Raw genomic sequence first — 20,040 nt, 5'->3', positions numbered from 1 at the left:
GCCAGCTGCCGGAGCACGTAATGCAGGATGCCGCCGTGGCGGGCGAAGCGGCGCGCTGACGCGGCACCGCCGCGTGCGCCGCTGAGCGCCCTCGCGCGTGCCGCGCGAGGGCCGGGCTTCCGCCCCAGCCGAAGCGGTCAGGCTGCGCGCTTCGAAGCCAGCTGCCGGAGCACGTAATGCAGGATGCCGCCGTGGCGGGCGAAGCGGCGCGCTGACGCGGCACCGCCGCGTGCGCCGCTGAGCGCCCTCGCGCGTGCCGCGCGAGGGCCGGGCTTCCGCCCCAGCCGAAGCGGTCAGGCTGCGCGCTTCGAAGCCAGCTGCCGGAGCACGTAATGCAGGATGCCGCCGTGGCGGAAGTATTCGACTTCCTTCGGCGTCAGCAGCAGCACCCGCACCTCGAAACGCACCTCGCTGCCGTCGGCCTTGCGCGCGACCACGGTGGCGGTCCTGGCCGCGCCGTCCTGCAGGCCGGTGATCTCGAACACCTCCGAGCCGTCCAGGCCGAGCGACTTCGCGTTCTCGCCGTCCTTGAACTGCAGCGGCAGCACGCCCATGCCGACCAGGTTGGAGCGGTGGATGCGCTCGAAGCTCTCGGCGATCACCGCCTTCACCCCGAGCAGGCTGGTGCCCTTGGCGGCCCAGTCGCGCGAGGAGCCGGTGCCGTATTCCTTGCCCGCGATCACCACCAGCGGCACGCCCTCGGCCTTGTACTTCATCGCCGCGTCGTAGATGGTCATCTCGCTGCGGTCGGGGAAGTGCAGGGTGTAGCCGCCCTCCTTGCCGCCCAGCATCAGGTTCTTGATCCGGATGTTGGCGAAGGTGCCGCGCACCATCACGTCGTCGTTGCCGCGGCGGCTGCCGTAGCTGTTGAAGTCGGCCGGCTGCACGCCGCGCTCGAGCAGGTAGCGGCCCGCCGGCGAGTCCTTCTTGATGTTGCCGGCCGGGGAGATGTGGTCGGTGGTGATCGAGTCGCCGAACAGGCCGAGCACGCGCGCGCCGTGGATGTCCTCGATCCGGCCGACCTGCATGGTCATGCCCTCGAAGTAGGGCGGGTGCTTGATGTAGGTCGAGGCTGGATCCCAGGCGTAGGCCTCGCCTTCCGGCGCGGGGATCTGGTTCCAGCGCGAGTCGCCCTTGAACACGTCGGCGTAGTTCTGCGCGAACAGCTCGGGGCTGACGGTGGCGGCGATGACGTCGCCGATCTCCTGGTTCGACGGCCAGATGTCGCGCAGGTACACCGGGTTGCCGGCCTCGTCGTGGCCGAGCGGTTCGCTGGTGAGGTCGATGTCCACGGTGCCGGCGAGCGCGTAGGCCACCACCAGCGGCGGCGAGGCGAGGTAGTTCATCTTCACCTCGGGGTGCACGCGGCCCTCGAAGTTGCGGTTGCCGGAGAGCACCGAGGCGACCACCAGGTCGTTCTCGGCGATGCCTTTCGACACTTCCTCGGGCAGCGGACCGGAATTGCCGATGCAGGTGGTGCAGCCGTAGCCGACCACGTAGAAGCCGAGCTGCTCCAGGTCGCCGAGCACGCCGGCCTTCTTCAGGTAGTCGGTGACCACCAGCGAGCCCGGGCCGAGCGAGGTCTTGACCCACGGCTTGACCTTGAGCCCGCGCTTGACCGCGTTGCGCGCCAGCAGGCCGGCGCCGAGCATCACCGCCGGGTTGGAGGTGTTGGTGCAGGAGGTGATCGCGGCGATCACCACCGAGCCGTCGCGCAGCTCGGCGTCCTGGTCGCGGATGCGGATCTTCGACACCGGCTCGGCGACCAGGTGGTCGCCGTGCGCCTGCGCGGCGCCCTCGGCATCCATCCGCGCCGGCTCGTCGTTCTTCGGCTTGCGGTTGGCGATCAGGCCCTGCAGGTTGGTGCGGAAGTTCTCCTTGACCTTCTCCAGCAGCACGCGGTCCTGCGGCCGCTTGGGGCCGGCCAGCGACGGCCGGACCTCGCCGAGGTCGAGTTCGAGCGTGGCCGAGTAGTGCGCATGCGGCGAGTCCGGGGCGTGCCACAGGCCCTGGGCCTTGGCGTAGGCCTCGACCAGGCGGATCTGCTCCTCGCTGCGGCCGGACAGGCGCAGGTAGTTCAGCGCCTCGGCGTCGATCGGGAAGATGCCGCAGGTGGCGCCGTACTCGGGCGCCATGTTGGCGATGGTGGCGCGGTCGGCCAGCGGCAGGTGCTGCAGGCCGTCGCCGTAGAACTCCACGAACTTGCCGACCACGCCCAGCGCACGCAGCATCTGGGTGACGGTGAGCACCAGGTCGGTGGCGGTGCTGCCCTCGGGCAGCCTGCCGGTGAGCTTGAAGCCGACCACCTGCGGGATCAGCATCGAGGACGGCTGGCCGAGCATGGCGGCCTCGGCCTCGATGCCGCCCACGCCCCAGCCCAGCACGCCGATGCCGTTGATCATCGTGGTGTGGCTGTCGGTGCCGAACACGGTGTCGGGGAACGCCTGCAGTTCGCTGCTTCCATCGGCATGCTGCACCTCGCGCTCGAACACCACCCGCGCCAGGTGCTCGAGGTTGACCTGGTGCACGATGCCGGTGTTCGGCGGCACCACCTTGAAGTTGTCGAACGCCTTCTGGCCCCAGCGCAGGAAGCTGTAGCGCTCGCGGTTGCGCTCGAACTCGATCCGGCTGTTGAGGTCGAGCGCGTCGGGACGGCCGAACACGTCCACCTGCACCGAGTGGTCGATCACCAGCTCGGAGGGGATCAGCGGGTTGATCCGCTTCGGGTCGCCGCCGAGCCGGGCCACGGCGTCGCGCATCGCGGCCAGGTCCACCACGCAGGGCACGCCGGTGAAGTCCTGCAGGACCACGCGCGCGGGCATGAAGGCGATCTCGGTGTCGGGCTCGGCCTTCGGGTCCCAGGTGGCCACCGCCTCGATGTGCTCGGGCAGCACGGTCACGCCGTCCTCGTGCCGGAGCAGGTTCTCCAGCAGGATCTTCATCGAGTACGGCAGCTTCGCCAGGTCGAAGCGCTCGCCGAGCTTGGGCAGGCTGTAGTAGGTGTAGGACTTGCCGTTGACGTCGAGGCGGGCGCGGGTGGCGAAGGAGTCGGCCATTGGGGGAGGCTCCGTGGCTGCGGGCTGGGGATGCGGGCGGTGGCGGCGCGAACGCCGCTGCGAAACCGCAAAATTATGCCGCAAAGCCGGGCCCCCGGCACCCGTTCGGCTTGGCGTGGAGCGCCCGCTCGCAGCGGGCGGGCATGCCGGGCCGGTGCCGGCCCTCAGCCCAGGCGCGCCTCGATCGCCGCCAGCATCTCGCGGCGGCGGAACAGGAAGTCGAGCAGGCTGCCGCCCATCTGCCGCCACAGCACCGCCGAACGCAGCGCGGCGAGCAGCACCGCGCGGATCTCGGCCACCACGCTGCCCTGGCCGAGGTAGTGCGGGTTGCCCTGCACCAGCACGCGCGGACGCAGGTGGCTGATGGTTTCGGCGTAGAGCTTGCCGAGCGCGCCGAGCACGTCCGGGTGGGTGCTGCCCAGGCGCTGCGCCTCCGGCGCCACGGCGAGGATGCCCTGGTGCACGCGCGCGCTGGTCTCGCGGTCGCGGACGAAGCGGCGCTCGAGCTGCATCACCGCCAGCGCCAGGCGCGGCAGCAGCTCGTCGCGCGCCTGGTTGGTGAAGTACTCGCGCAGCAGGCGCAGGCCCGGACGCAGCGCCTGCGCGCCGCCGTACACCTCCTCGGTGGAGGCGGCGTCCACCCGGAACACGCTGTCGAGGGCGGTGCCGACCACGGCGGCGTCGGCCTGGCCGGTCTCGGCGATCTGGCGCACCTCGCGCAGGGCCTGGACCAGGCCGGCGAGGGCGAGGATGCGGTCGTCCATGTCGCTCATGCGGCAACTTCTCCGTGCAGGCGCCGCTCCAGCGGCGCGTCGGTGTGGGCGATGACTGCGCCCCCCAGGCATTCGTCGCCGGCGTAGAGCACGAGCGACTGCCCGGGGGTCACGGCGCGCTGGGGGCGGGCGAAGCGCACCGCCAGGGTGCCGTCCTCGGCCACCGTCACCTCGCAGGCCTCCGCGGCCTGGCGGTAGCGGGTCTGGGCGGCGCAGGCGAAGCGCCGCGCGGGCGGACTGCCGGCCACCCAGTGCGCCGGTTCCGACCACAGCGCCTGGGACATCAGGTAGGGGCTGTCGTGGCCCTGGTCAACGGTCAGCACGTTGCCCGCCACGTCCTTGCCGACCACGTACCAGGGCGCGGCGGTGCCGCCACGCACGCCGCCGATCTGCAGCCCGGCGCGCTGGCCGAGGGTGAAGTAGAAGACCCCCGGATGCTCGCCCAGGACCCGCCCCTGCGGGTCGCGGATCTCGCCGGGCCGGGCCGGGAGGTAGCGGGCCAGGAACTCGCGGAAATCGCGCTCGCCGATGAAGCAGATCCCGGTGGAGTCCTTCTTGGCGTGGGTGGGCAGGGCCGCCTCGCGGGCGATGCGCCGGACCTGCTCCTTGGGCAGCGCGCCGAGCGGGAACAGGGTCGCGGCGAGCTGCGCCTGGCCGAGCTGGTGCAGGAAATAGCTCTGGTCCTTGCCGCGGTCGGCCGCGCGCAGCAGGCGCCAGCGGCCGCCCGCGTGTGCCAGCCGGGCGTAGTGGCCGGTGGCGATGCGCTCGGCGCCCAGCTCCCGGGCCGCGTCCAGGAAGTGCTTGAACTTGATCTCGCGGTTGCACAGCACGTCCGGATTCGGCGTGCGCCCGGCCGCGTACTCGGCCAGGAAGTGGGCGAACACGCCGTCCCAGTATTCGCGCGAGAAATCGCGGAAATGGATCGGGATCCCGAGCCGGCCGCAGACCGCGACCGCATCCCGGCGGTCCTCCTCGGCCCGGCACTCGCCGCTGCCGTCGTCGGCCCAGTTCTGCATGAACAGCCCGGCCACCACCTCGCCCGCCTCGCGCAGGAGCAGGGCGGCCACGGACGAATCCACGCCGCCGGAAACGCCGACGATGATGCGCGGGGCGCTCATGCCAGTTGCTGCAGCAGGCACAAGGGGTGCCGGCGCCCGGCCAGGTGGTCGGCCGCGGTGCGCCAGACCAGCGGGCTGCGGTGGCGGTGGCGTTCGGCCAGGAGCTCGGCCGGGGTCATCCACAGGGTACGGACGATGCCTTCGTCCAGGGGGCGGGCCGGGTCGTGCCGCACCGGGTCGGCGGCGAAGGCGAAGCGCAGGAATTGCTGCCCGGTGTCCGGGGCGGTCCACTGGTAGGCGCCGACGAATCCGGTCGGCCGCACCTCCCAGCCGGTTTCCTCGCGGGTCTCGCGGGCGGCGGCGGCGAGCAGGCTCTCGTCCGGCTCCAGGTGCCCGGCCGGCTGGTTGAGCACCAGCCGGCCGCCCACCGATTCCTCGACCATCAGCAGCCGGCCGTCCCGCACCACCACCGTGGCCACGGTCACGTCCGGCTGCCAGAAGCGTCCCGCGCGGCCGCTCACGTCAGAGGTCGTCCTTCCCCGGGGTCAGCTCGTTCTCCATCTCGTCGGCGCTGCGGACCGCGGCGTCGATCGCGTCCTCCAGCGCCTGCGCGCTGGCGTCGGAGGGGAGCTTGACCACGAACACGGCGAAATGGCCCTGCTTGGCCCACGCCCCCAGCTTGTTGTCCTGGGTGGCCTCGAGCAGGCGGTTGGCCACCTTGGCCGAGAACTGCTCGGTGTCGGAGCGGTAACCGGGCGACCAGATTTCGCGCACGCGATGGGCGCCGAACTCCTCGACCGGGGAGCGCACATACACCAGCTGGCTGCGCCCGCCGTCGAGCTCGAAGACCAGCTTGTAATCGCCGTCCTCGTCCACCTCGTAGGTGTAGTCGAGTTGCTTGAGGTGGCGCTCCACCAGCGGATCGGGCTTGGGCCTGTCCGCTTCCTGGGCGGAGACGGGCAGCACGGCGAGCGAGAGCAGGGCGGGCAGGAGCAGACGCGGCATGGGGGATCCCTCGGGGTGGAAGACGCATTGTGCGCGGGCCCGTGCGGCGCAGTCCACGCCACCGTGCCGACCGGCCGTCGCACGGGTGCCCGCTATAATCGCGGCCATGAGCCGCAAGACCGAACACGACCGGGATCAGGGCGCCCTGGTCGAGACGGGCAAGCCGGAGCTGGCGCGGCCGCCGCTGTACTCCGTCCTGCTCCTGAACGACGACTACACGCCCATGGACTTCGTGGTCGAGGTCCTGATGCGCTTTTTCGGCATGAACCTGGAGAAGGCCACCCAGATCATGCTCCACGTCCATACCCGGGGGCGCGGCGTGTGCGGGGTGTACACCCGCGAGGTGGCCGAGACCAAGGTGGCGCAGGTGAACGAATATTCACGGCTCAACCAGCACCCCTTGCTGTGCACGATGGAAAAGGCGTAAACACGGGACGACGGGCTCGGCACGGCGCGGGGCGGCCCTGGAAAGGCCGGTCGGCGCCCCCATATCCGTCGGCATAGTCAGGAGTCCGGCGTCCCATGTTCAGCAAAGACCTCGAGCAGACCATCGGCCAGTGCTACAAGCGGGCCCGCGAGGCGCGTCATGAGTTCATGACCGTCGAGCACCTGCTGCTGGCACTGCTCGAAAACCCCTCCGCCGAAGCCGTGCTCAAGGCCGTGGGCGCGGACATCCCCAGGCTGCGCCACGACCTGGAGCAGGTGATCGCCACCTCGGTGGCGCGGCTTGGCGACGACGACGGCCGCGACACCCAGCCCACGCTCGGCTTCCAGCGGGTGCTGCAGCGCGCCGTGTACCACGTGCAGTCCTCGGGCAAGAAGGAGGTCACCGGCGCCAACGTGCTGGTGGCGATCTATGGCGAGAAGGACTCGCACGCGGTCTATTTTCTCAACCAGCAGGACATCACCCGGCTCGACGTCGTCAATTACATTTCGCACGGCATCACCCGCCAGGGCGAGGGCGAGGACCGTCCCGGCGCCGAGGACGCGCCGCGCCACGGCGAGGCGGGCGAGGGCGAGCACAAGGGCGACGCGCTGGCGGAGTTCGCCACCAACCTCAACGAACTCGCGCTCGCCGGCAGGATCGACCCGCTCGTCGGCCGCGCCGACGAGGTCGAGCGCACCATCCAGGTGCTGTGCCGCCGGCGCAAGAACAACCCGCTCTACGTGGGCGATGCCGGCGTGGGCAAGACCGCGCTGGCCGAGGGCCTGGCGCGGCGGATCGTCGAGGGCAACGTCCCGGAGGTGCTGGCGGGCGCGGTGATCTACGCGCTCGACCTGGGCGCGCTGGTGGCCGGCACCAAGTACCGCGGCGACTTCGAGAAGCGGCTGAAGGCGGTGCTGGCGCAGCTCAAGAAGCAGCCGGGCGCGATCCTGTTCATTGACGAGATCCACACCATCATCGGCGCCGGCAGCGCGTCCGGCGGCACCATGGACGCCAGCAACCTGATCAAGCCGGTGCTGGCCTCCGGCGAGCTGCGCTGCATCGGCTCGACCACGTTCCAGGAATACCGTGGCATCTTCGAGAAGGACCGCGCGCTCGCGCGCCGCTTCCAGAAGATCGACATCGTCGAGCCCACCGTGGGCGAAACGGTCGAGATCCTGCAGGGCCTCAAGCCCAAGTACGAGCAGCACCACGGCGTGACCTACGCCGACGAGGCGCTGCAGGCGGCGGTGGACCTGTCGGTCAAGCACATCGGCGACCGGCTGCTGCCGGACAAGGCCATCGACGTGATCGACGAGGCCGGCGCGCGCCAGCGGCTGCTGCCGGAGGGCCAGCGCAAGAGCCTGATCGACGTCGAGGAGATCGAGACCATCGTGGCCAAGATGGCGCGGATCCCGGCCAAGCAGGTCAGCGCCTCCGACCGCGACGTGCTGCGCAACCTCGAGCGCAACCTGAAGATGGTGATCTTCGGCCAGGATCCGGCGATCGAGACCCTGGTCTCGGCGATCAAGCTCGCCCGCTCGGGCCTGGGCAACCCGGACAAGCCGATCGGCAACTTCCTGTTCGCCGGCCCCACCGGCGTGGGCAAGACCGAGGTCACCCGCCAGCTGGCGCTGCAGCTCGGCATCGAGCTGGTGCGGTTCGACATGTCCGAGTACATGGAGCCGCACTCGGTCAGCCGCCTGATCGGCGCGCCGCCGGGCTACGTCGGCTTCGACCAGGGCGGCCTGCTGACCGAGAAGATCGTCAAGACGCCGCACTGCGTGCTGCTGCTGGACGAGGTGGAGAAGGCGCACCCGGACATCTTCAACATCCTGCTGCAGGTGATGGACCGCGGCGTGCTCACCGACACCAACGGGCGCGAGGCCAACTTCAAGAACGTGATCCTGGTGATGACCACCAACGCCGGCGCGGCGCAGGCCGCGCGCCGTTCGATCGGCTTCACCCGCCAGGACCACTCGACCGACGCGATGGAGGTCATCCGCCGCACCTTCAGCCCCGAGTTCCGCAACCGGCTCGACGCGGTGGTGCAGTTCCAGCCGCTGGCCTTCGAGCACATCCTGCGGGTGGTGGACAAGTTCCTGATCGAGCTGGAAGTGCAGCTGCACGAGAAGCATGTCGCCCTGGTCGCCACGCCGCTGGCGCGCGAATGGCTGGCGCAGCACGGCTTCGACCCGTTGATGGGCGCGCGGCCGATGGCGCGGGTGATCCAGGACCGCATCAAGCGGCAGCTGGCCGACGAACTGCTGTTCGGCAAGCTCGTGGGCGGCGGCCGGGTCACCATCGACGTGCGCGACGGCGAGCTGGTGGTGGAGGCGCAGCCCGAGCCGGAACGGTTGCTGCCGGCCACGGCGTAACGGGCGCCGCCCTGCCGGAAACGAGAAAGGCGGCCGCTGGCCGCCTTTCTTTTCAATCGGTTACCAAACTCATTTCATGCGGTACGTGATGCGCCCCTTGGTCAGGTCGTAGGGCGTCATTTCCACTTTCACCCGGTCGCCGGTGAGGATGCGGATGTAGTTCTTGCGCATGCGGCCGGAGATGTGGGCGATGATTTCGTGGCCGTTCTCGAGCTTCACCCGGAACATGGTGTTCGGGAGGGTCTCGGTGACCGTGCCTTCGAATTCGATGACGTCGTCTTTGGCCATGCGTGTCCTGAGGGGTGGGCAGGGCGTCCGGGCCGCCCGAAAGTCGCGCATTCTGGCACGGCGGCCTCGGCGGGCGCAAAGCGGGCGCCCGGTCACGCCGGGCTGGCGGCGAGCGCGGCGGCGGGCAGGGTGCCGAAGCGCGCGGTCCAGGCGCCGGCCGGTTCGGGTATTGCGGTCAGCTCCGCCACCGCCGCCAGGAACCGGCTGCGCGGCCAGGCCTCGGCGCCCAGGCGGTTCAGGTGCGGATTGCCGACCTGGGCATCCATCAGCGGCCAGCCCCACTCGTGCAGGCGTCGCGCCAGCGCCGCCAGCGCCACCTTCGAGCCGCCCGATTCGGCGCTGAACATGCTCTCGCCGAAGAACATCCTGCCCAGCGCCACGCCATAGATGCCGCCGACCAGGCGCGCGCCGTCGAACACCTCGACGCTGTGCGCGTGCCCGAGCGCGTGCAGGGCCGTGTAGGCGGTGCGCATCGCCGGGGTGATCCAGGTGCCGCGCTGGCCGGGGCGCGGGGTCTGCGCGCAGGCGGCGATCACCTCGGCGAAACGGGTGTCGGCACGGACCTCCCAGCGGCTCCTGCGCAGGGTGCGGCGGAAGCGGGTGGACAGGTGTACGCCGTCGGTGCGGAACACCACCCGCGGGTCGGGGCACCACCACAGGATCGGCTGGCCCTGCGAGTACCAGGGGAAGATGCCGTGCCGGTAGGCGTTGAGCAGGCGCACCGGAGCCAGGTCGCCGCCGGCCGCGAGCAGGCCGTTCGGCTCGCGCAGGGCGGCCTGCCCGGGCGGGAAGGGGGCCTGCGGATCGTCGTCGAGCAGCGGCAGCCGCATGCGCTCAGTGTGCCGCGCGGAACGGCGAGTGGGTGGCCAGGGCGGCGGCGTAGCGGCGTACGGCCTCGCGCTCCTCCGCGCACCAGCGGCGCAGGGCGTCGGCGAAGCGCGGATCGGCGATCCAGTGCCGGCTGCGCACGAAAACCGGCAGGAAGCCGCGCGCCAGCTTGTGCTCGCCCTGCGCGCCGGGCTCGAACCGGCGCAGGCCCTCGCGCAGGCAGTACTCGATGCCCTGGTAATAGCAGGTCTCGAAATGCAGGCCGGGCACGTGCTCGTGCGCGCCCCAGTAGCGGCCGTAGAGCGTGTCCCCGCCGCGCAGGCACAGCGCGCCGGCGATCGTGCGTCCCTCGCGCTCGGCCAGGATCAGCACCAGTTGCCGCGGCAGGACCCGGGCCAGATGGGCGAAGAACGCCTCGGTCAGGGCCGGCGTGTTGCCGTGCGCGCGGAAGGTGTGCACGTAGAACGCATGCATGGTGGCGATCTCGGCGCTCGACGCTTCGTCGCCGTGCACGATCCGGAACTGCACCCCGGCCCGCGCCAGCCGGGCGCGTTCCTGGCGGATGTTCTTGCGGTGGCGGTGGTCCATCGCCGCGAGGAAGTCGTCGAAGTCGCGCCAGCCGGCATCGTTGCGCCAGTGGTACTGCACGTCGTCGCGCGCGAGCCAGCGCGCGTCGAAGGCCTCGTCCTCGTCCTCGCGGACGAAGTTGACGTGCGCCGAGGACCAGCCGGCCTCCGCCGTGGCCGCGACGATCGTCTCGAGCAGCGCGCGGCGTGCGGCGCCATCGCGCGCCAGCAGCCGCGGCCCGGTCACCGGCGTGTAGGGGACCGCGCCGAGCCACTTTGGGAAGTAATCGAGCCCGTGCCGGGCATAGGCCTGCGCCCAGGCGTGGTCGAACACGAACTCGCCGTGCGAGTTGGTCTTGCGGTAGCCGGGCGCCGCCGCCACCAGCGCGTCGCCCTCCCACAACGCGATGTGGCAGGGCGTCCATCCGTAATGCAGCCGCAGGCACCCGTGCCGTTCGAGGCCCGCCAGGAACGCATGGGCGACGAACGGGTTGCCGCCGTCCTGCAGCGCGTCCCACTGCGCGGCCGGGATCTGTTCCAGCGAGTCGTGGAGGCGCGCGGTGGGCATTCAGCCACGGATGGGCACGGATGGCCACGGATAAGGCATCCATGAGCAAGGGCCGGGGATGTCTCCCTGCAGAAGCGGGATCCCGGGCGGCCTTTTGCCAACAAAAACTTTATCCGCCGTGTTCATCCGTGGCAAAGGAGTCACCCCTCCTGGTCGAGGAACTTCTCCGCATCCAGCGCGGCCATGCAGCCGAAACCGGCCGAGGTCACGGCCTGGCGGTACACCTGGTCGGCGACGTCGCCGGCGGCGAACACGCCCGGGACCGAGGTCTGGGTGGCGTTGCCTTCCAGGCCGCTGCGGATCACCAGGTAACCGTTGCGCATCTCGAGCTGGCCCTCGAACAGCGAGGTGTTCGGGGTGTGGCCGATCGCCACGAACATGCCCTGGACGGCGATCTCGCGGGTGGTGCCGTCCTGGGTGGACTTCAGCCGCAGGCCGGTGACGCCGCTGTCGTCGCCGAGCACCTCGTCCACCACGTGGTGCCAGACGGCCTCGATCCTGCCGGACTGGATCTTCGCGAACAGCTTGTCCTGCATGATCTTCTCCGCGCGCAGGGTGTCGCGGCGGTGGACCAGGTAGACCTTGCGCGCGATGTTGGCCAGGTACAGGGCTTCCTCCACCGCGGTGTTGCCGCCGCCGATCACCGCCACGTCCTGGTCGCGGAAGAAGAAGCCGTCGCAGGTGGCGCAGGCGGAGACGCCGCGGCCCATGAACTTCTGCTCCGATTCCAGGCCCAGGTACTTGGCGGTGGCGCCGGTGGCGATGATCAGCGCGTCGCAGGTGTATTCGCCGGAGTCGCCCTTGAGCCGGAACGGGCGCCGCGACAGGTCGGCGGTGTGGATGTGGTCGAAGACGACCTCGGTCTCGAAGCGCTCGGCATGCGCCTGCATGCGCGCCATCAGGTCGGGGCCGAGCAGGCCGTGCGCATCGCCGGGCCAGTTGTCCACCTCGGTGGTGGTCATCAGCTGGCCGCCCTGCTGCAGGCCGGTGACCACCACCGGCTTGAGGTTGGCGCGGGCGGCGTAGATGGCGGCGGTCCAGCCGGCGGGGCCCGAGCCCAGGATCAGCAGGCGGCAATGCTTCGGAGTGGTCATCGGTATAATCGAATGGTTTGGAAGACAGGACGGCGCAGGCGCGGTGCGGCCGTCACGGAAAGGGCCGCGCGGGACGGGGGTGAAACCGGCCCGCCGGCGGCCCGCGCATAGCTTGGAGGCGCGACCGTCCCGAAACAAGGCGCGTGGCCGCACGACAGCGTTCCGCGGCGCGCGGACAACCCGGCAATCGTCCGAGGGCGCCGCCGATGCGGCGTTTTTTTCGGTCCCCACTGATCTGGAGAATGGCAATGCGTATCGGTGTACCCAAGGAAACCAAGACGCTCGAAGGCCGCGTCGCGCTCGTTCCCGCCGCCGCGGGCGACCTGGTCAAGCGCGGGCACGAGGTCTGGATCGAGGCCGGCGCCGGCCTGAAGTCCGGCTTCCGCGACGAGGAGTACACCCGGCTCGGGGTCAGGATCGCGCCCGATGCCGCCGCCCTGTACGAGAAGGGCGAGCTGATCGTGAAGGTGAAGGAGCCGATCGAGGGCGACCTGCAGCACCTGCGCCGCGACCACCTGCTGTTCTGCTACCTGCACCTGGCGCCGCTGCCGGAGCTGACCAGGCGCCTGCTCGACATCGGCCTGACCGGCGTGGCGTTCGAGACCGTGGAACTCGAGGACGGCTCGCTGCCGCTGCTGGCGCCGATGTCGGTGATCGCCGGCAAGATCGGCGTGCAGGTCGGCACCCACCTGCTGCACCAGCCCATGGGCGGCAAGGGCAAGCTGCTCGGCGGCCTGCCTTCGACCGAGCGCGGCAAGGTGGTGGTGTTCGGCGCCGGCCAGGCCGGCGGCAACTCGGCCGCGCTGGCCGCGGCCGGCGGCGCCAACGTGGTGGTGTTCGAGAAGCGCCAGGACCGCATGGACGAGATGATGCGGCTGGGCAACAACGTCACCGCGCTGTACCCGTACGAAGACCTGGTGGCCAAGGAAGTCGCCTCGGCCGACCTGGTGATCGGCGCGGTGCTGGTGACCGGCGCGGTCGCCCCGCACGTGATGACCCGCGAGATGCTCAAGGGCATGGCCGACGGCAGCGTGGTGGTGGACATCTCGATCGACCAGGGCGGCTGCTTCGAGACCTCGCGCCCGACCACCTGGGCCGAGCCGACCTACGTCGAGGAGGGCGTGACCCACTTCGCCGTGACCAACATGCCCGGCGCGGTGCCGCAGACCTCCTCGCAGGCGATCTGCGCGGCGATCCTGCCGTGGGTGAACAAGCTCGCCTCCGGCCAGTGGCGCGACAACCAGGCGCTGGTGCGTGGTATCAACGTCGAGGGCGGGCGCCTGGTGCACCCGGCCCTGCAGGGCATGAAGCTCTGAGGCTGCGGCCGGAGGTTCGCGATCCGGGAGGGGCGGCCCCGTGACCGGGGCGGCCCGCCCGCTGAGCGGATTCCGGATCTCCCGTCCGGAATCCCGTATATTCAAAGACTAACGGAACCCAGCTCAGGCAGAACCTCACAGTGGCGCAAGCCCCGGCAGCAACGCGCAGGAAGGTGAAGGCGGAACGGGCGGCGGCCTCGCCCCGGCGCCAGCGGCTGTGGCGCGACCTCGCCCTGATCGCGATCGCGCCGCTGCTGCTGTACCTGCTGGCGAGCCTGGTCACCTATTCGCCGGCCGATCCGGGCTGGTCGCATTCGGGCGCCGTCACCGGCGAGCTGCACAACGTCGGCGGCCGGGTCGGCGCCTGGCTCGCCGATGTGCTGATCTACCTGTGCGGGTACGTGGCGTTCCTGCTGCCGCTGATGCTGGGGCTGGTTGCCTGGATCGCGCTGTTCGGCATGGACAGCGACGGCGACGGCGAGGCCGACCTCGGCCCGGCCCTGCGCCTGGTGGGCATCGTCGGCTTCCTGGTGGCGGCCACCGGCTTCCTGCACCTGCGCCTGGGCGGGGTGCCGGAATTCTCGGCCGGCAGCGGCGGCATCCTCGGACAATTGGTCGGACGCTCGCTGTTCCGCGCCTTCGGCCCGCTCGGCGCCAACCTGTTCCTGGTCACGCTGCTGCTGATCTCGACCACGCTCGCCACCGGCCTGTCCTGGCTGGCGGTGATGGACCGGCTCGGCGGTTGGGTGCTGGCGCTGGGCCCACTGTTCCGGCGCAAGACCCGCGAGGCCGGGGAGTGGCAGCAGGCGCGGGCGCTGCGCGAGGAGCGCGAGGAGACGCGCAAGATCGAGAACGAGCTGCGGGCCAAACGCGCGCCGGTGAAGATCGAGCCGCCGCCGGCGCCGGTGGTGGAGAAGAGCGAACGCGCGCGGCGCGAGCAGCAGATCCCGCTGTTCCACGTCGGCGACGGCAGCGGCATCCCGCCGCTGGCGCTGCTCGACGACCCCAAGCCGCAGCCCAAGGGCTACGACGAGGAGACGCTCGAGGCGCTCTCGCGCCAGATCGAGTTCAAGCTCAAGGACTTCCGCATCGACGCGCAGGTGGTCGGCGCCTATCCGGGGCCGGTGATCACCCGTTTCGAGATCGAGCCCGCGCCGGGCATCAAGGTCAGCCAGATCAGCTCGCTCGACAAGGACATCGCGCGCGGACTGTCGGTGAAGTCGGTGCGCGTGGTGGACGTGATCCCGGGCAAGTCGGTGATCGGCCTGGAGATCCCGAACTCGCACCGGGAGATGATCTACCTCAGCGAGCTGCTGCGCTCGAAGGAATACGACAAGTCGCCCAGCCCGCTCACGCTCGCGCTCGGCAAGGACATCGCCGGCCGGCCGACGGTGGCGGACCTGGCGCGCATGCCGCACCTGCTGGTCGCGGGCACCACCGGCTCGGGCAAGTCGGTCGCGGTCAACGCGATGGTGCTCTCGCTGCTCTACAAGGCCTCCGCCAAGGACGTGCGGATGCTGATGATCGACCCGAAGATGCTCGAGCTGTCGGTCTATCAGGGCATTCCGCACCTGCTGGCGCCGGTGGTGACCGACATGAAGGAGGCCGCCAACGGCCTGCGCTGGTGCGTGGCGGAGATGGAGCGCCGCTACAAGCTGATGAGCGCGGTCGGGGTGCGCAACCTGGCCGGCTTCAACAAGAAGGTCAAGGACGCGGTCGACGCCGGGCAGCCCTTGATGGATCCGCTGTTCAAGCCGAATGCGGAGCTGGGCGAGGCGCCGCGGCCGCTGGAGGCGCTGCCGTACATCGTCGTGTTCATCGACGAATTCGCCGACATGATGATGATCGTCGGCAAGAAGGTGGAGGAGCTGATCGCGCGCCTGGCGCAGAAGGCGCGCGCCGCCGGCATCCACCTGATCCTGGCCACGCAGCGGCCGTCGGTGGACGTGATCACCGGCCTGATCAAGGCCAACATCCCGACCCGCATCGCGTTCCAGGTGTCGAGCAAGATGGACTCGCGTGTGATCCTCGATCAGAGCGGCGCCGAGACCCTGCTCGGCCACGGCGACATGCTCTATCTGCCGCCGGGCACGGCGATGCCCGAGCGCGTGCACGGTGCGTTCGTCAGCGACGAGGAGGTGCACCGCGTGGTGGAGCACCTCAAGCAGATCGGCGGGCCGGAATACGTGGAAGGCGTGCTCGACGAGGTGCAGACCCTCGGCGAGGGCGTGGTGGTCGGCGCCACCGGCCTGCCGGAGAGCGGAGGCGGTTCCGGCGACGAGTCCGACCCGCTCTACGACGAGGCGGTGCGGATCGTCACCGAGACCCGCCGCGCCTCGATCTCCGGCGTGCAGCGCCGGCTCAAGATCGGCTACAACCGCGCCGCGCGCCTGATCGAGGCGATGGAAGCCGCGGGCGTGGTGTCCGCGCCGGAACACAACGGCGACCGTACGGTGCTCGCGCCGCCGCCGCCGAAGTGATTCATCGTCCGTTGCGCCGGCCGTGAGCACGTATTCAGCCGCAGGGGCGCAGACTGCGGCGTCATGAACCCCAGCAGGAGTCACAGGATGCGGATCCTCCGCTTCGTCATGCTCGGTGCCGCCCTGGCGATGGCCGGCCACGCCGCGGCCGGGGCGCGCGAAAAGCTCGATGCCTTCACGAAGGGCCTGAAAGGCCTGGACGGCCGCTTCACGCAGCAGGTGTACGACGCCAGCGGCAAGCGCAAGGAAACCTCGTCGGGGCGCGTGGCGCTTTCGGCGCCGCGCCTGTTCCGCTGGGAGTACGTGACGCCGTATCCACAGTTGATCGTGGCCGACGGGAACAAGGTGTGGGTGTACGACCCGGACCTGAAGCAGGCGACGGTGCGGCCGCAGGGGCCGGAGGAGCAGAACAGTCCGCTCGCGGCGTTGATGGACCCGTCGCGGCTGGACCGGGATTTCGTGGTGCGCGAGGGCGGCAGCGAAGGCGGGTTGGAGTGGCTGGTGCTGACGCCGCAACGCGGGGAGGAGGCCGGTTTCCAGTCCGCGCGCCTGGGGTTCGACGGCCGCGGCCTGCGCCGGATGCTGATCGTGGACCAGCTCGGCCAGCGCACGGAGCTGTCGTTCGAGGCGTGGAAGCGCAATCCGTCCTTCGCCCGCGACACCTTCCGCTACACGCCGGGCAAGGGAGTGGATGTGGTGGGGGAGGGGTGACTCGCGCGCAGGCCGCGTGTCGGAGCCGGACGCGGAGCCCACGCGGCGAACCCCGCTCCGGGCATACCGGCGCCCCCGCCTGAAGCAATTGACGCACGCCTGCATCGCGCGACAGACACACAGGCGCCCCAGCCCGGAGTGACCGACACGCGCAGACGCACACGCACCACCAGGCCGCCACGCAGGCCGCCTACAATGCGGCGTGATGCCGCGCAAACCGCCATCGTCCGCCGAACCCGACCTGCTTGGGGCAGGGCATGACGCGCTGCGGCCGCTGGCCGACCGGATGCGGCCGCGGACGCTGGACGAGATGGTGGGGCAGCGCCGGCTGCTGGCGCCGGGGTCGGCCCTGCGGCGCGCGATCGAGGCCGGGCACGTGCACTCCATGGTGCTGTGGGGGCCGCCCGGCTGCGGCAAGACCACGCTCGCCCTGCTGCTGGCCGAATACGCCCATGCCGGGTTCCGCGCCATCTCCGCCGTCCTGTCCGGCTTGCCGGAGGTGCGCCAGGTGCTGGCCGAGGCCGAGCGGCGCTTCCAGCAGGGCGAACGCACCGTGCTGTTCGTGGACGAGGTGCACCGCTTCAACAAGGCCCAGCAGGACGCGTTCCTGCCGCACATCGAACGCGGCACGATCCTGTTCGTCGGCGCCACCACCGAAAACCCCTCGTTCGAACTGAACTCGGCGCTGCTCTCGCGCTGCCGCGTCCACGTGCTGGAGGCGGTGTCGGCCGAGGACATCGCGCTCGCGCTGCGGCGCGCGCTCGAGGACGCCGAGCGCGGACTGGGCGGACGCGGGTTGCGGATCGCCGACCAGTCGCTGCACACCATCGCCGAAGCCGCCGACGGCGACGTGCGGCGCGCGCTGACCTTCCTCGAGATCGCCGCCGACCTGGTGGGCGAGGGCGGGGAGATCACCGACGCCGTGCTCGGGCAGGTGCTGGCCGACCGCACCCGCCGCTTCGACAAGGGCGGCGAACAGTTCTACGACCAGATCTCGGCCCTGCACAAATGCGTGCGCAGCTCCAACCCGGACGCGGCGCTGTACTGGCTGGCGCGCATGCTCGACGGCGGCTGCGATCCGATCTACCTGGCGCGCCGGCTCACCCGCATGGCGGTGGAGGACATCGGCCTGGCCGATCCGCGCGCGCTGCCGATGGCGATCGCAGCCTGGGAGACCTACGACCGGCTGGGCAGCCCCGAAGGCGAGCTCGCCCTGGCGCAGCTGACGCTGTACCTGGCCAGCACCGCCAAGTCGAACGCGGCCCATGTCGCCTTCGGCGAGGCGCGCGCCGACGTGCGCGCGCACGGCACATTGGAAGTGCCGCTGCACCTGCGCAACGCGCCCACCGGACTGATGCGGTCCCTCGGCTACGGCCGTGCCTACCAGTACGACCACGACGTCGAGGGCGGCGTGGCGCTGGATCAGGCCGGGTTTCCCGAAGCGCTAGGCGAGCGCGTGTACTACCGGCCGGTCGAGCGCGGCACGGAGCTCAAGCTCAAGGAGAAGCTCGACGCGCTGCGCAAGGCGCGCGAGCAGGCACGCAAGCCACGGCGTTGAACGCGGCCGATTCCGGAGAATCTGCATGAACATGAACCTGTGGTCGCAACAGCTCGTACTGGTGATGCTCGGCGGCGCGCTCGGTGCGGCCGGGCGCTACTGGCTCGGGGGCGTGCTGCTGCGCCACCTCGGCAACGGGTTCCCGTGGGGCACGTTCGCCGCAAACCTGTTCGGCTCGTTCGCGGTGGGGTTCCTGGCGATCTGGCTCGAGGGCCGCGGGTCGGCGGCGCTGTACTGGCGCGCGTTCCTGATCGTTGGCGTGCTGGGCGCGCTCACCACCTGGTCGGCGCTGATGATCGAATGCCTGCTGCTGGAGCGTTCGCAGCGCGCCGGGCTGGCGGCCGGCTACCTGGGCCTGACCCTGGCCGGCGGGCTGCTGCTGGTGTGGCTGGGGGCCCGGCTGGCGGCCTGGATCCGGCCGCCGTTCTGAACTTGCCCGGGCGCCCGGGCGGGCGCATCCTCGCCCCGCGGCGCAAGGCCGCATGCATCCGGGGAGAACGCACATGAGGGTCCTGATCGCCGGCCTGATCGGCGGCATCGTGATGTTCGCGTGGGGGGCGGTGGCGCATACGGTGCTGCCGCTGGGCGAGATGGGGATGAAGTTCGCCGCTGGGCAGGATGCGGTGATCTCCGCCCTGCAGAGCGGCGTGGAGCAGCAGGGCGAGGGCGTGTACATGATGCCCGGCATGCCGCAGGAACAATGGCAGGACGAGGCGGCGATGCAGAGCTTCCGCGAGAAGTACGCGAGCAGTCCGTATGCGTTCGTGATCTACCAGCCGGGCGGCAATCCGGCGGTGGCGGACATGACGCCGAACCTGATCAAGCAGTTCGTCAGCGACACGATCGCGGCGCTGCTGGCCGCCTGGGTGCTCTCGCTCGGCGCCTGGGGCTTCGGCCGGCGCGTGCTGATCGCGGTCGGCATGGGCCTGTTCGCCTGGCTCAACGTCAGCGTGCCGTACTGGAACTGGTACCTGTTCCCGACCGATTTCACGCTGGGCTCGCTGATCGAACAGGCCGTGGGCTGGCTGCTGGCCGGATCGGCGATCGCGTGGTGGCTGGGGCGCAAGGGGCGCTGAGCGGCGCCAGGCCGGGCGCCCGGCGTTAGACTGGGCTTCGGGCATGGAATGGACCGCTCCGGGGCCTGAGCCCCGGAGCGGCCGCAATGGAGCGGCGCGAGCATGCAGGCCATCGCCGATTCGCACGATCCGTCCGCGGCGAAGCCGCCGCGGGTGCTGGTGGTGGACGACGATCCGGAGATCGGCGCGCTGCTGTCACGCTACCTGCAGGCGCAGGGACTGCAGGTCCGCATCGCCGGGGACGGGGCCCGGTTGCGCGCGGCGATGCGCGCCCCGGATTTCGACGTGGTGCTGCTCGACCTGGGGTTGCCGGACGAGGATGGGCTGACCCTGATGCGCGAGCTGCGCGCGCGCTGGAGCGGCCCGGTGATCATCGTCAGCGGCCGCGGCGAGTCGGTCGAACGGGTGGTGGGGCTGGAACTGGGCGCCGACGACTACGTCAGCAAGCCGTTCGACCTGCGCGAGCTGCTGGCCCGGATCCGCTCGGTCCTGCGGCGTGCGCAGCCTGCGGTGGCGACGTACGAGCCCGAGGAAGCGGCCCTCGTCTTCGACGGGCTGCGCCTGCACCCCGGCACCCGCCGCCTGACCGGACGCGACGGCGCGGAGATCGTCCTCACCGAGGGCGAGTTCAGGCTGCTGCAGGTGCTGCTGGACAGGCCGCGGCAGGTGCTCAGCCGCGACCAGCTGATGACCGCCATGCACGGGCGCGAAGCGGGGCCGTTCGACCGCGCCATAGACGTCCAGGTCGGGCGGTTGCGGCGCAAGATCGAACTCGACCCGTCGCGGCCGCAGCTGATCAGGTCGGTGCGCGGCGCGGGCTATCTGTTCGCCGCGACGGTGCAGCGGGGCTGACGCCGGGCC

Annotated in this window: 18 protein-coding genes; 9 read left to right on the top strand and 9 right to left on the bottom strand. The window is 70.7% G+C overall.

The features are described from left to right. Positions 1–293: 293 nt before the first annotated feature. The 5 genes from acnA to FPV26_RS05410 form a co-directional block, all read right to left on the bottom strand. On the bottom strand, positions 294–3,056 hold the full coding sequence (gene acnA, locus FPV26_RS05430; protein ID WP_147652702.1) for an aconitate hydratase AcnA: 2,763 nt from the start codon (positions 3,054–3,056) through the stop codon (positions 294–296). Positions 3,057–3,220: 164 nt separating this feature from the next. After that, positions 3,221–3,820, bottom strand: a complete 600-nt coding sequence (hflD, locus tag FPV26_RS05425; RefSeq protein ID WP_425473061.1) for a high frequency lysogenization protein HflD — start codon at positions 3,818–3,820, stop codon at positions 3,221–3,223. Positions 3,821–3,825: 5 nt separating this feature from the next. Beyond that, positions 3,826–4,947: a tRNA 2-thiouridine(34) synthase MnmA gene (gene mnmA / locus FPV26_RS05420; RefSeq protein WP_147652700.1), complete on the bottom strand. Its 1,122-nt coding sequence runs from the start codon at positions 4,945–4,947 to the stop codon at positions 3,826–3,828. Continuing rightward, positions 4,944–5,408, bottom strand: coding sequence for an NUDIX hydrolase (locus FPV26_RS05415; protein WP_147652699.1), 465 nt, complete (start codon positions 5,406–5,408; stop codon positions 4,944–4,946). The genes mnmA and FPV26_RS05415 overlap by 4 nt, the downstream gene beginning before the upstream one ends. A 1-nt stretch (position 5,409) precedes the next feature. Beyond that, a complete protein-coding gene (locus FPV26_RS05410) occupies positions 5,410–5,892 on the bottom strand; it encodes a hypothetical protein (RefSeq protein WP_147652698.1) in 483 nt (160 codons plus the stop codon). A 106-nt stretch (positions 5,893–5,998) separates the two neighbouring features. Between FPV26_RS05410 and clpS the strand changes: the two genes are divergently transcribed. Further along, positions 5,999–6,319, top strand: coding sequence for an ATP-dependent Clp protease adapter ClpS (gene clpS, locus FPV26_RS05405; protein ID WP_147652697.1), 321 nt, complete (start codon positions 5,999–6,001; stop codon positions 6,317–6,319). A gap of 95 nt (positions 6,320–6,414) precedes the next feature. Further along, the gene (clpA, locus tag FPV26_RS05400) at positions 6,415–8,694 is read left to right on the top strand and encodes an ATP-dependent Clp protease ATP-binding subunit ClpA (protein WP_147652696.1); all 2,280 of its coding nucleotides are present in this window, start codon (positions 6,415–6,417) and stop codon (positions 8,692–8,694) included. A 69-nt stretch (positions 8,695–8,763) separates the two neighbouring features. Here clpA and infA read toward each other — a convergent pair whose 3' ends face one another. The 4 genes from infA to trxB form a co-directional block, all read right to left on the bottom strand. Then, positions 8,764–8,982 carry a translation initiation factor IF-1 gene (infA, locus tag FPV26_RS05395; RefSeq protein WP_147652695.1) on the bottom strand — a complete coding sequence of 73 codons (219 nt, stop codon included), beginning with the start codon at positions 8,980–8,982 and terminating at the stop codon, positions 8,764–8,766. A gap of 92 nt (positions 8,983–9,074) precedes the next feature. Then, complete coding sequence (aat, locus tag FPV26_RS05390) at positions 9,075–9,812, bottom strand: leucyl/phenylalanyl-tRNA--protein transferase (protein WP_147652694.1); 738 nt, start codon at positions 9,810–9,812, stop codon at positions 9,075–9,077. 4 nt (positions 9,813–9,816) lie between these two features. Continuing rightward, complete coding sequence (locus FPV26_RS05385) at positions 9,817–10,944, bottom strand: GNAT family N-acetyltransferase (RefSeq protein ID WP_147652693.1); 1,128 nt, start codon at positions 10,942–10,944, stop codon at positions 9,817–9,819. 140 nt (positions 10,945–11,084) lie between these two features. Then, on the bottom strand, positions 11,085–12,038 hold the full coding sequence (gene trxB, locus FPV26_RS05380) for a thioredoxin-disulfide reductase (RefSeq protein ID WP_147652692.1): 954 nt from the start codon (positions 12,036–12,038) through the stop codon (positions 11,085–11,087). Positions 12,039–12,280: 242 nt separating this feature from the next. Here trxB and FPV26_RS05375 point away from each other — a divergent pair, with 242 nt between their 5' ends. The 7 genes from FPV26_RS05375 (at position 12,281) to FPV26_RS05345 (ending at position 20,031) form a co-directional block, all read left to right on the top strand. Beyond that, positions 12,281–13,354, top strand: coding sequence for an alanine dehydrogenase (locus FPV26_RS05375; RefSeq protein WP_246109217.1), 1,074 nt, complete (start codon positions 12,281–12,283; stop codon positions 13,352–13,354). 173 nt (positions 13,355–13,527) lie between these two features. After that, positions 13,528–15,834, top strand: coding sequence for a DNA translocase FtsK (locus FPV26_RS05370; RefSeq protein ID WP_246109216.1), 2,307 nt, complete (start codon positions 13,528–13,530; stop codon positions 15,832–15,834). 87 nt (positions 15,835–15,921) lie between these two features. Continuing rightward, a complete protein-coding gene (lolA, locus tag FPV26_RS05365) occupies positions 15,922–16,545 on the top strand; it encodes an outer membrane lipoprotein periplasmic chaperone LolA (RefSeq protein WP_246109215.1) in 624 nt (207 codons plus the stop codon). A 205-nt stretch (positions 16,546–16,750) separates the two neighbouring features. Next, a complete protein-coding gene (locus FPV26_RS05360; RefSeq protein WP_147652689.1) occupies positions 16,751–18,103 on the top strand; it encodes a replication-associated recombination protein A in 1,353 nt (450 codons plus the stop codon). A gap of 25 nt (positions 18,104–18,128) precedes the next feature. After that, on the top strand, positions 18,129–18,533 hold the full coding sequence (gene crcB, locus FPV26_RS05355) for a fluoride efflux transporter CrcB (RefSeq protein WP_147652688.1): 405 nt from the start codon (positions 18,129–18,131) through the stop codon (positions 18,531–18,533). A 73-nt stretch (positions 18,534–18,606) separates the two neighbouring features. Continuing rightward, entirely contained in the window at positions 18,607–19,179 is a 573-nt protein-coding gene (locus FPV26_RS05350) for a hypothetical protein (RefSeq protein ID WP_147652687.1), read from the top strand. 102 nt (positions 19,180–19,281) lie between these two features. After that, positions 19,282–20,031, top strand: a complete 750-nt coding sequence (locus FPV26_RS05345) for a response regulator (RefSeq protein WP_147652686.1) — start codon at positions 19,282–19,284, stop codon at positions 20,029–20,031. The last annotated feature ends 9 nt before the right edge of the window (positions 20,032–20,040 follow it).

Origin of the sequence: Vulcaniibacterium gelatinicum, assembly GCF_008033445.1 — a bacterium.
GTDB lineage: Bacteria > Pseudomonadota > Gammaproteobacteria > Xanthomonadales > Xanthomonadaceae > Vulcaniibacterium_B > Vulcaniibacterium_B gelatinicum.
The sequence above is the reverse complement of the archived record's forward strand: the minus strand, read 5'-3'. Positions and strand labels throughout refer to the sequence as shown.

Bases quoted from the DNA above. Each gene is read 5' to 3' on its own strand.
- FPV26_RS05410 (WP_147652698.1), bottom strand. From the start codon at position 5,892: ATGCCGCGTCTGCTCCTGCCCGCCCTGCTCTCGCTCGCCGTGCTGCCC.
- hflD (WP_425473061.1), bottom strand. From the start codon at position 3,820: ATGGACGACCGCATCCTCGCCCTCGCCGGCCTGGTCCAGGCCCTGCGC.
- FPV26_RS05360 (WP_147652689.1), top strand. From the start codon at position 16,751: ATGCCGCGCAAACCGCCATCGTCCGCCGAACCCGACCTGCTTGGGGCA.
- crcB (WP_147652688.1), top strand. From the start codon at position 18,129: ATGAACATGAACCTGTGGTCGCAACAGCTCGTACTGGTGATGCTCGGC.
- lolA (WP_246109215.1), top strand. From the start codon at position 15,922: ATGCGGATCCTCCGCTTCGTCATGCTCGGTGCCGCCCTGGCGATGGCC.
- FPV26_RS05375 (WP_246109217.1), top strand. From the start codon at position 12,281: ATGGCAATGCGTATCGGTGTACCCAAGGAAACCAAGACGCTCGAAGGC.
- acnA (WP_147652702.1), bottom strand. From the start codon at position 3,056: ATGGCCGACTCCTTCGCCACCCGCGCCCGCCTCGACGTCAACGGCAAG.
- FPV26_RS05350 (WP_147652687.1), top strand. From the start codon at position 18,607: ATGAGGGTCCTGATCGCCGGCCTGATCGGCGGCATCGTGATGTTCGCG.
- mnmA (WP_147652700.1), bottom strand. From the start codon at position 4,947: ATGAGCGCCCCGCGCATCATCGTCGGCGTTTCCGGCGGCGTGGATTCG.
- trxB (WP_147652692.1), bottom strand. From the start codon at position 12,038: ATGACCACTCCGAAGCATTGCCGCCTGCTGATCCTGGGCTCGGGCCCC.
- FPV26_RS05385 (WP_147652693.1), bottom strand. From the start codon at position 10,944: ATGCCCACCGCGCGCCTCCACGACTCGCTGGAACAGATCCCGGCCGCG.
- clpA (WP_147652696.1), top strand. From the start codon at position 6,415: ATGTTCAGCAAAGACCTCGAGCAGACCATCGGCCAGTGCTACAAGCGG.
- infA (WP_147652695.1), bottom strand. From the start codon at position 8,982: ATGGCCAAAGACGACGTCATCGAATTCGAAGGCACGGTCACCGAGACC.
- FPV26_RS05345 (WP_147652686.1), top strand. From the start codon at position 19,282: ATGCAGGCCATCGCCGATTCGCACGATCCGTCCGCGGCGAAGCCGCCG.
- clpS (WP_147652697.1), top strand. From the start codon at position 5,999: ATGAGCCGCAAGACCGAACACGACCGGGATCAGGGCGCCCTGGTCGAG.
- aat (WP_147652694.1), bottom strand. From the start codon at position 9,812: ATGCGGCTGCCGCTGCTCGACGACGATCCGCAGGCCCCCTTCCCGCCC.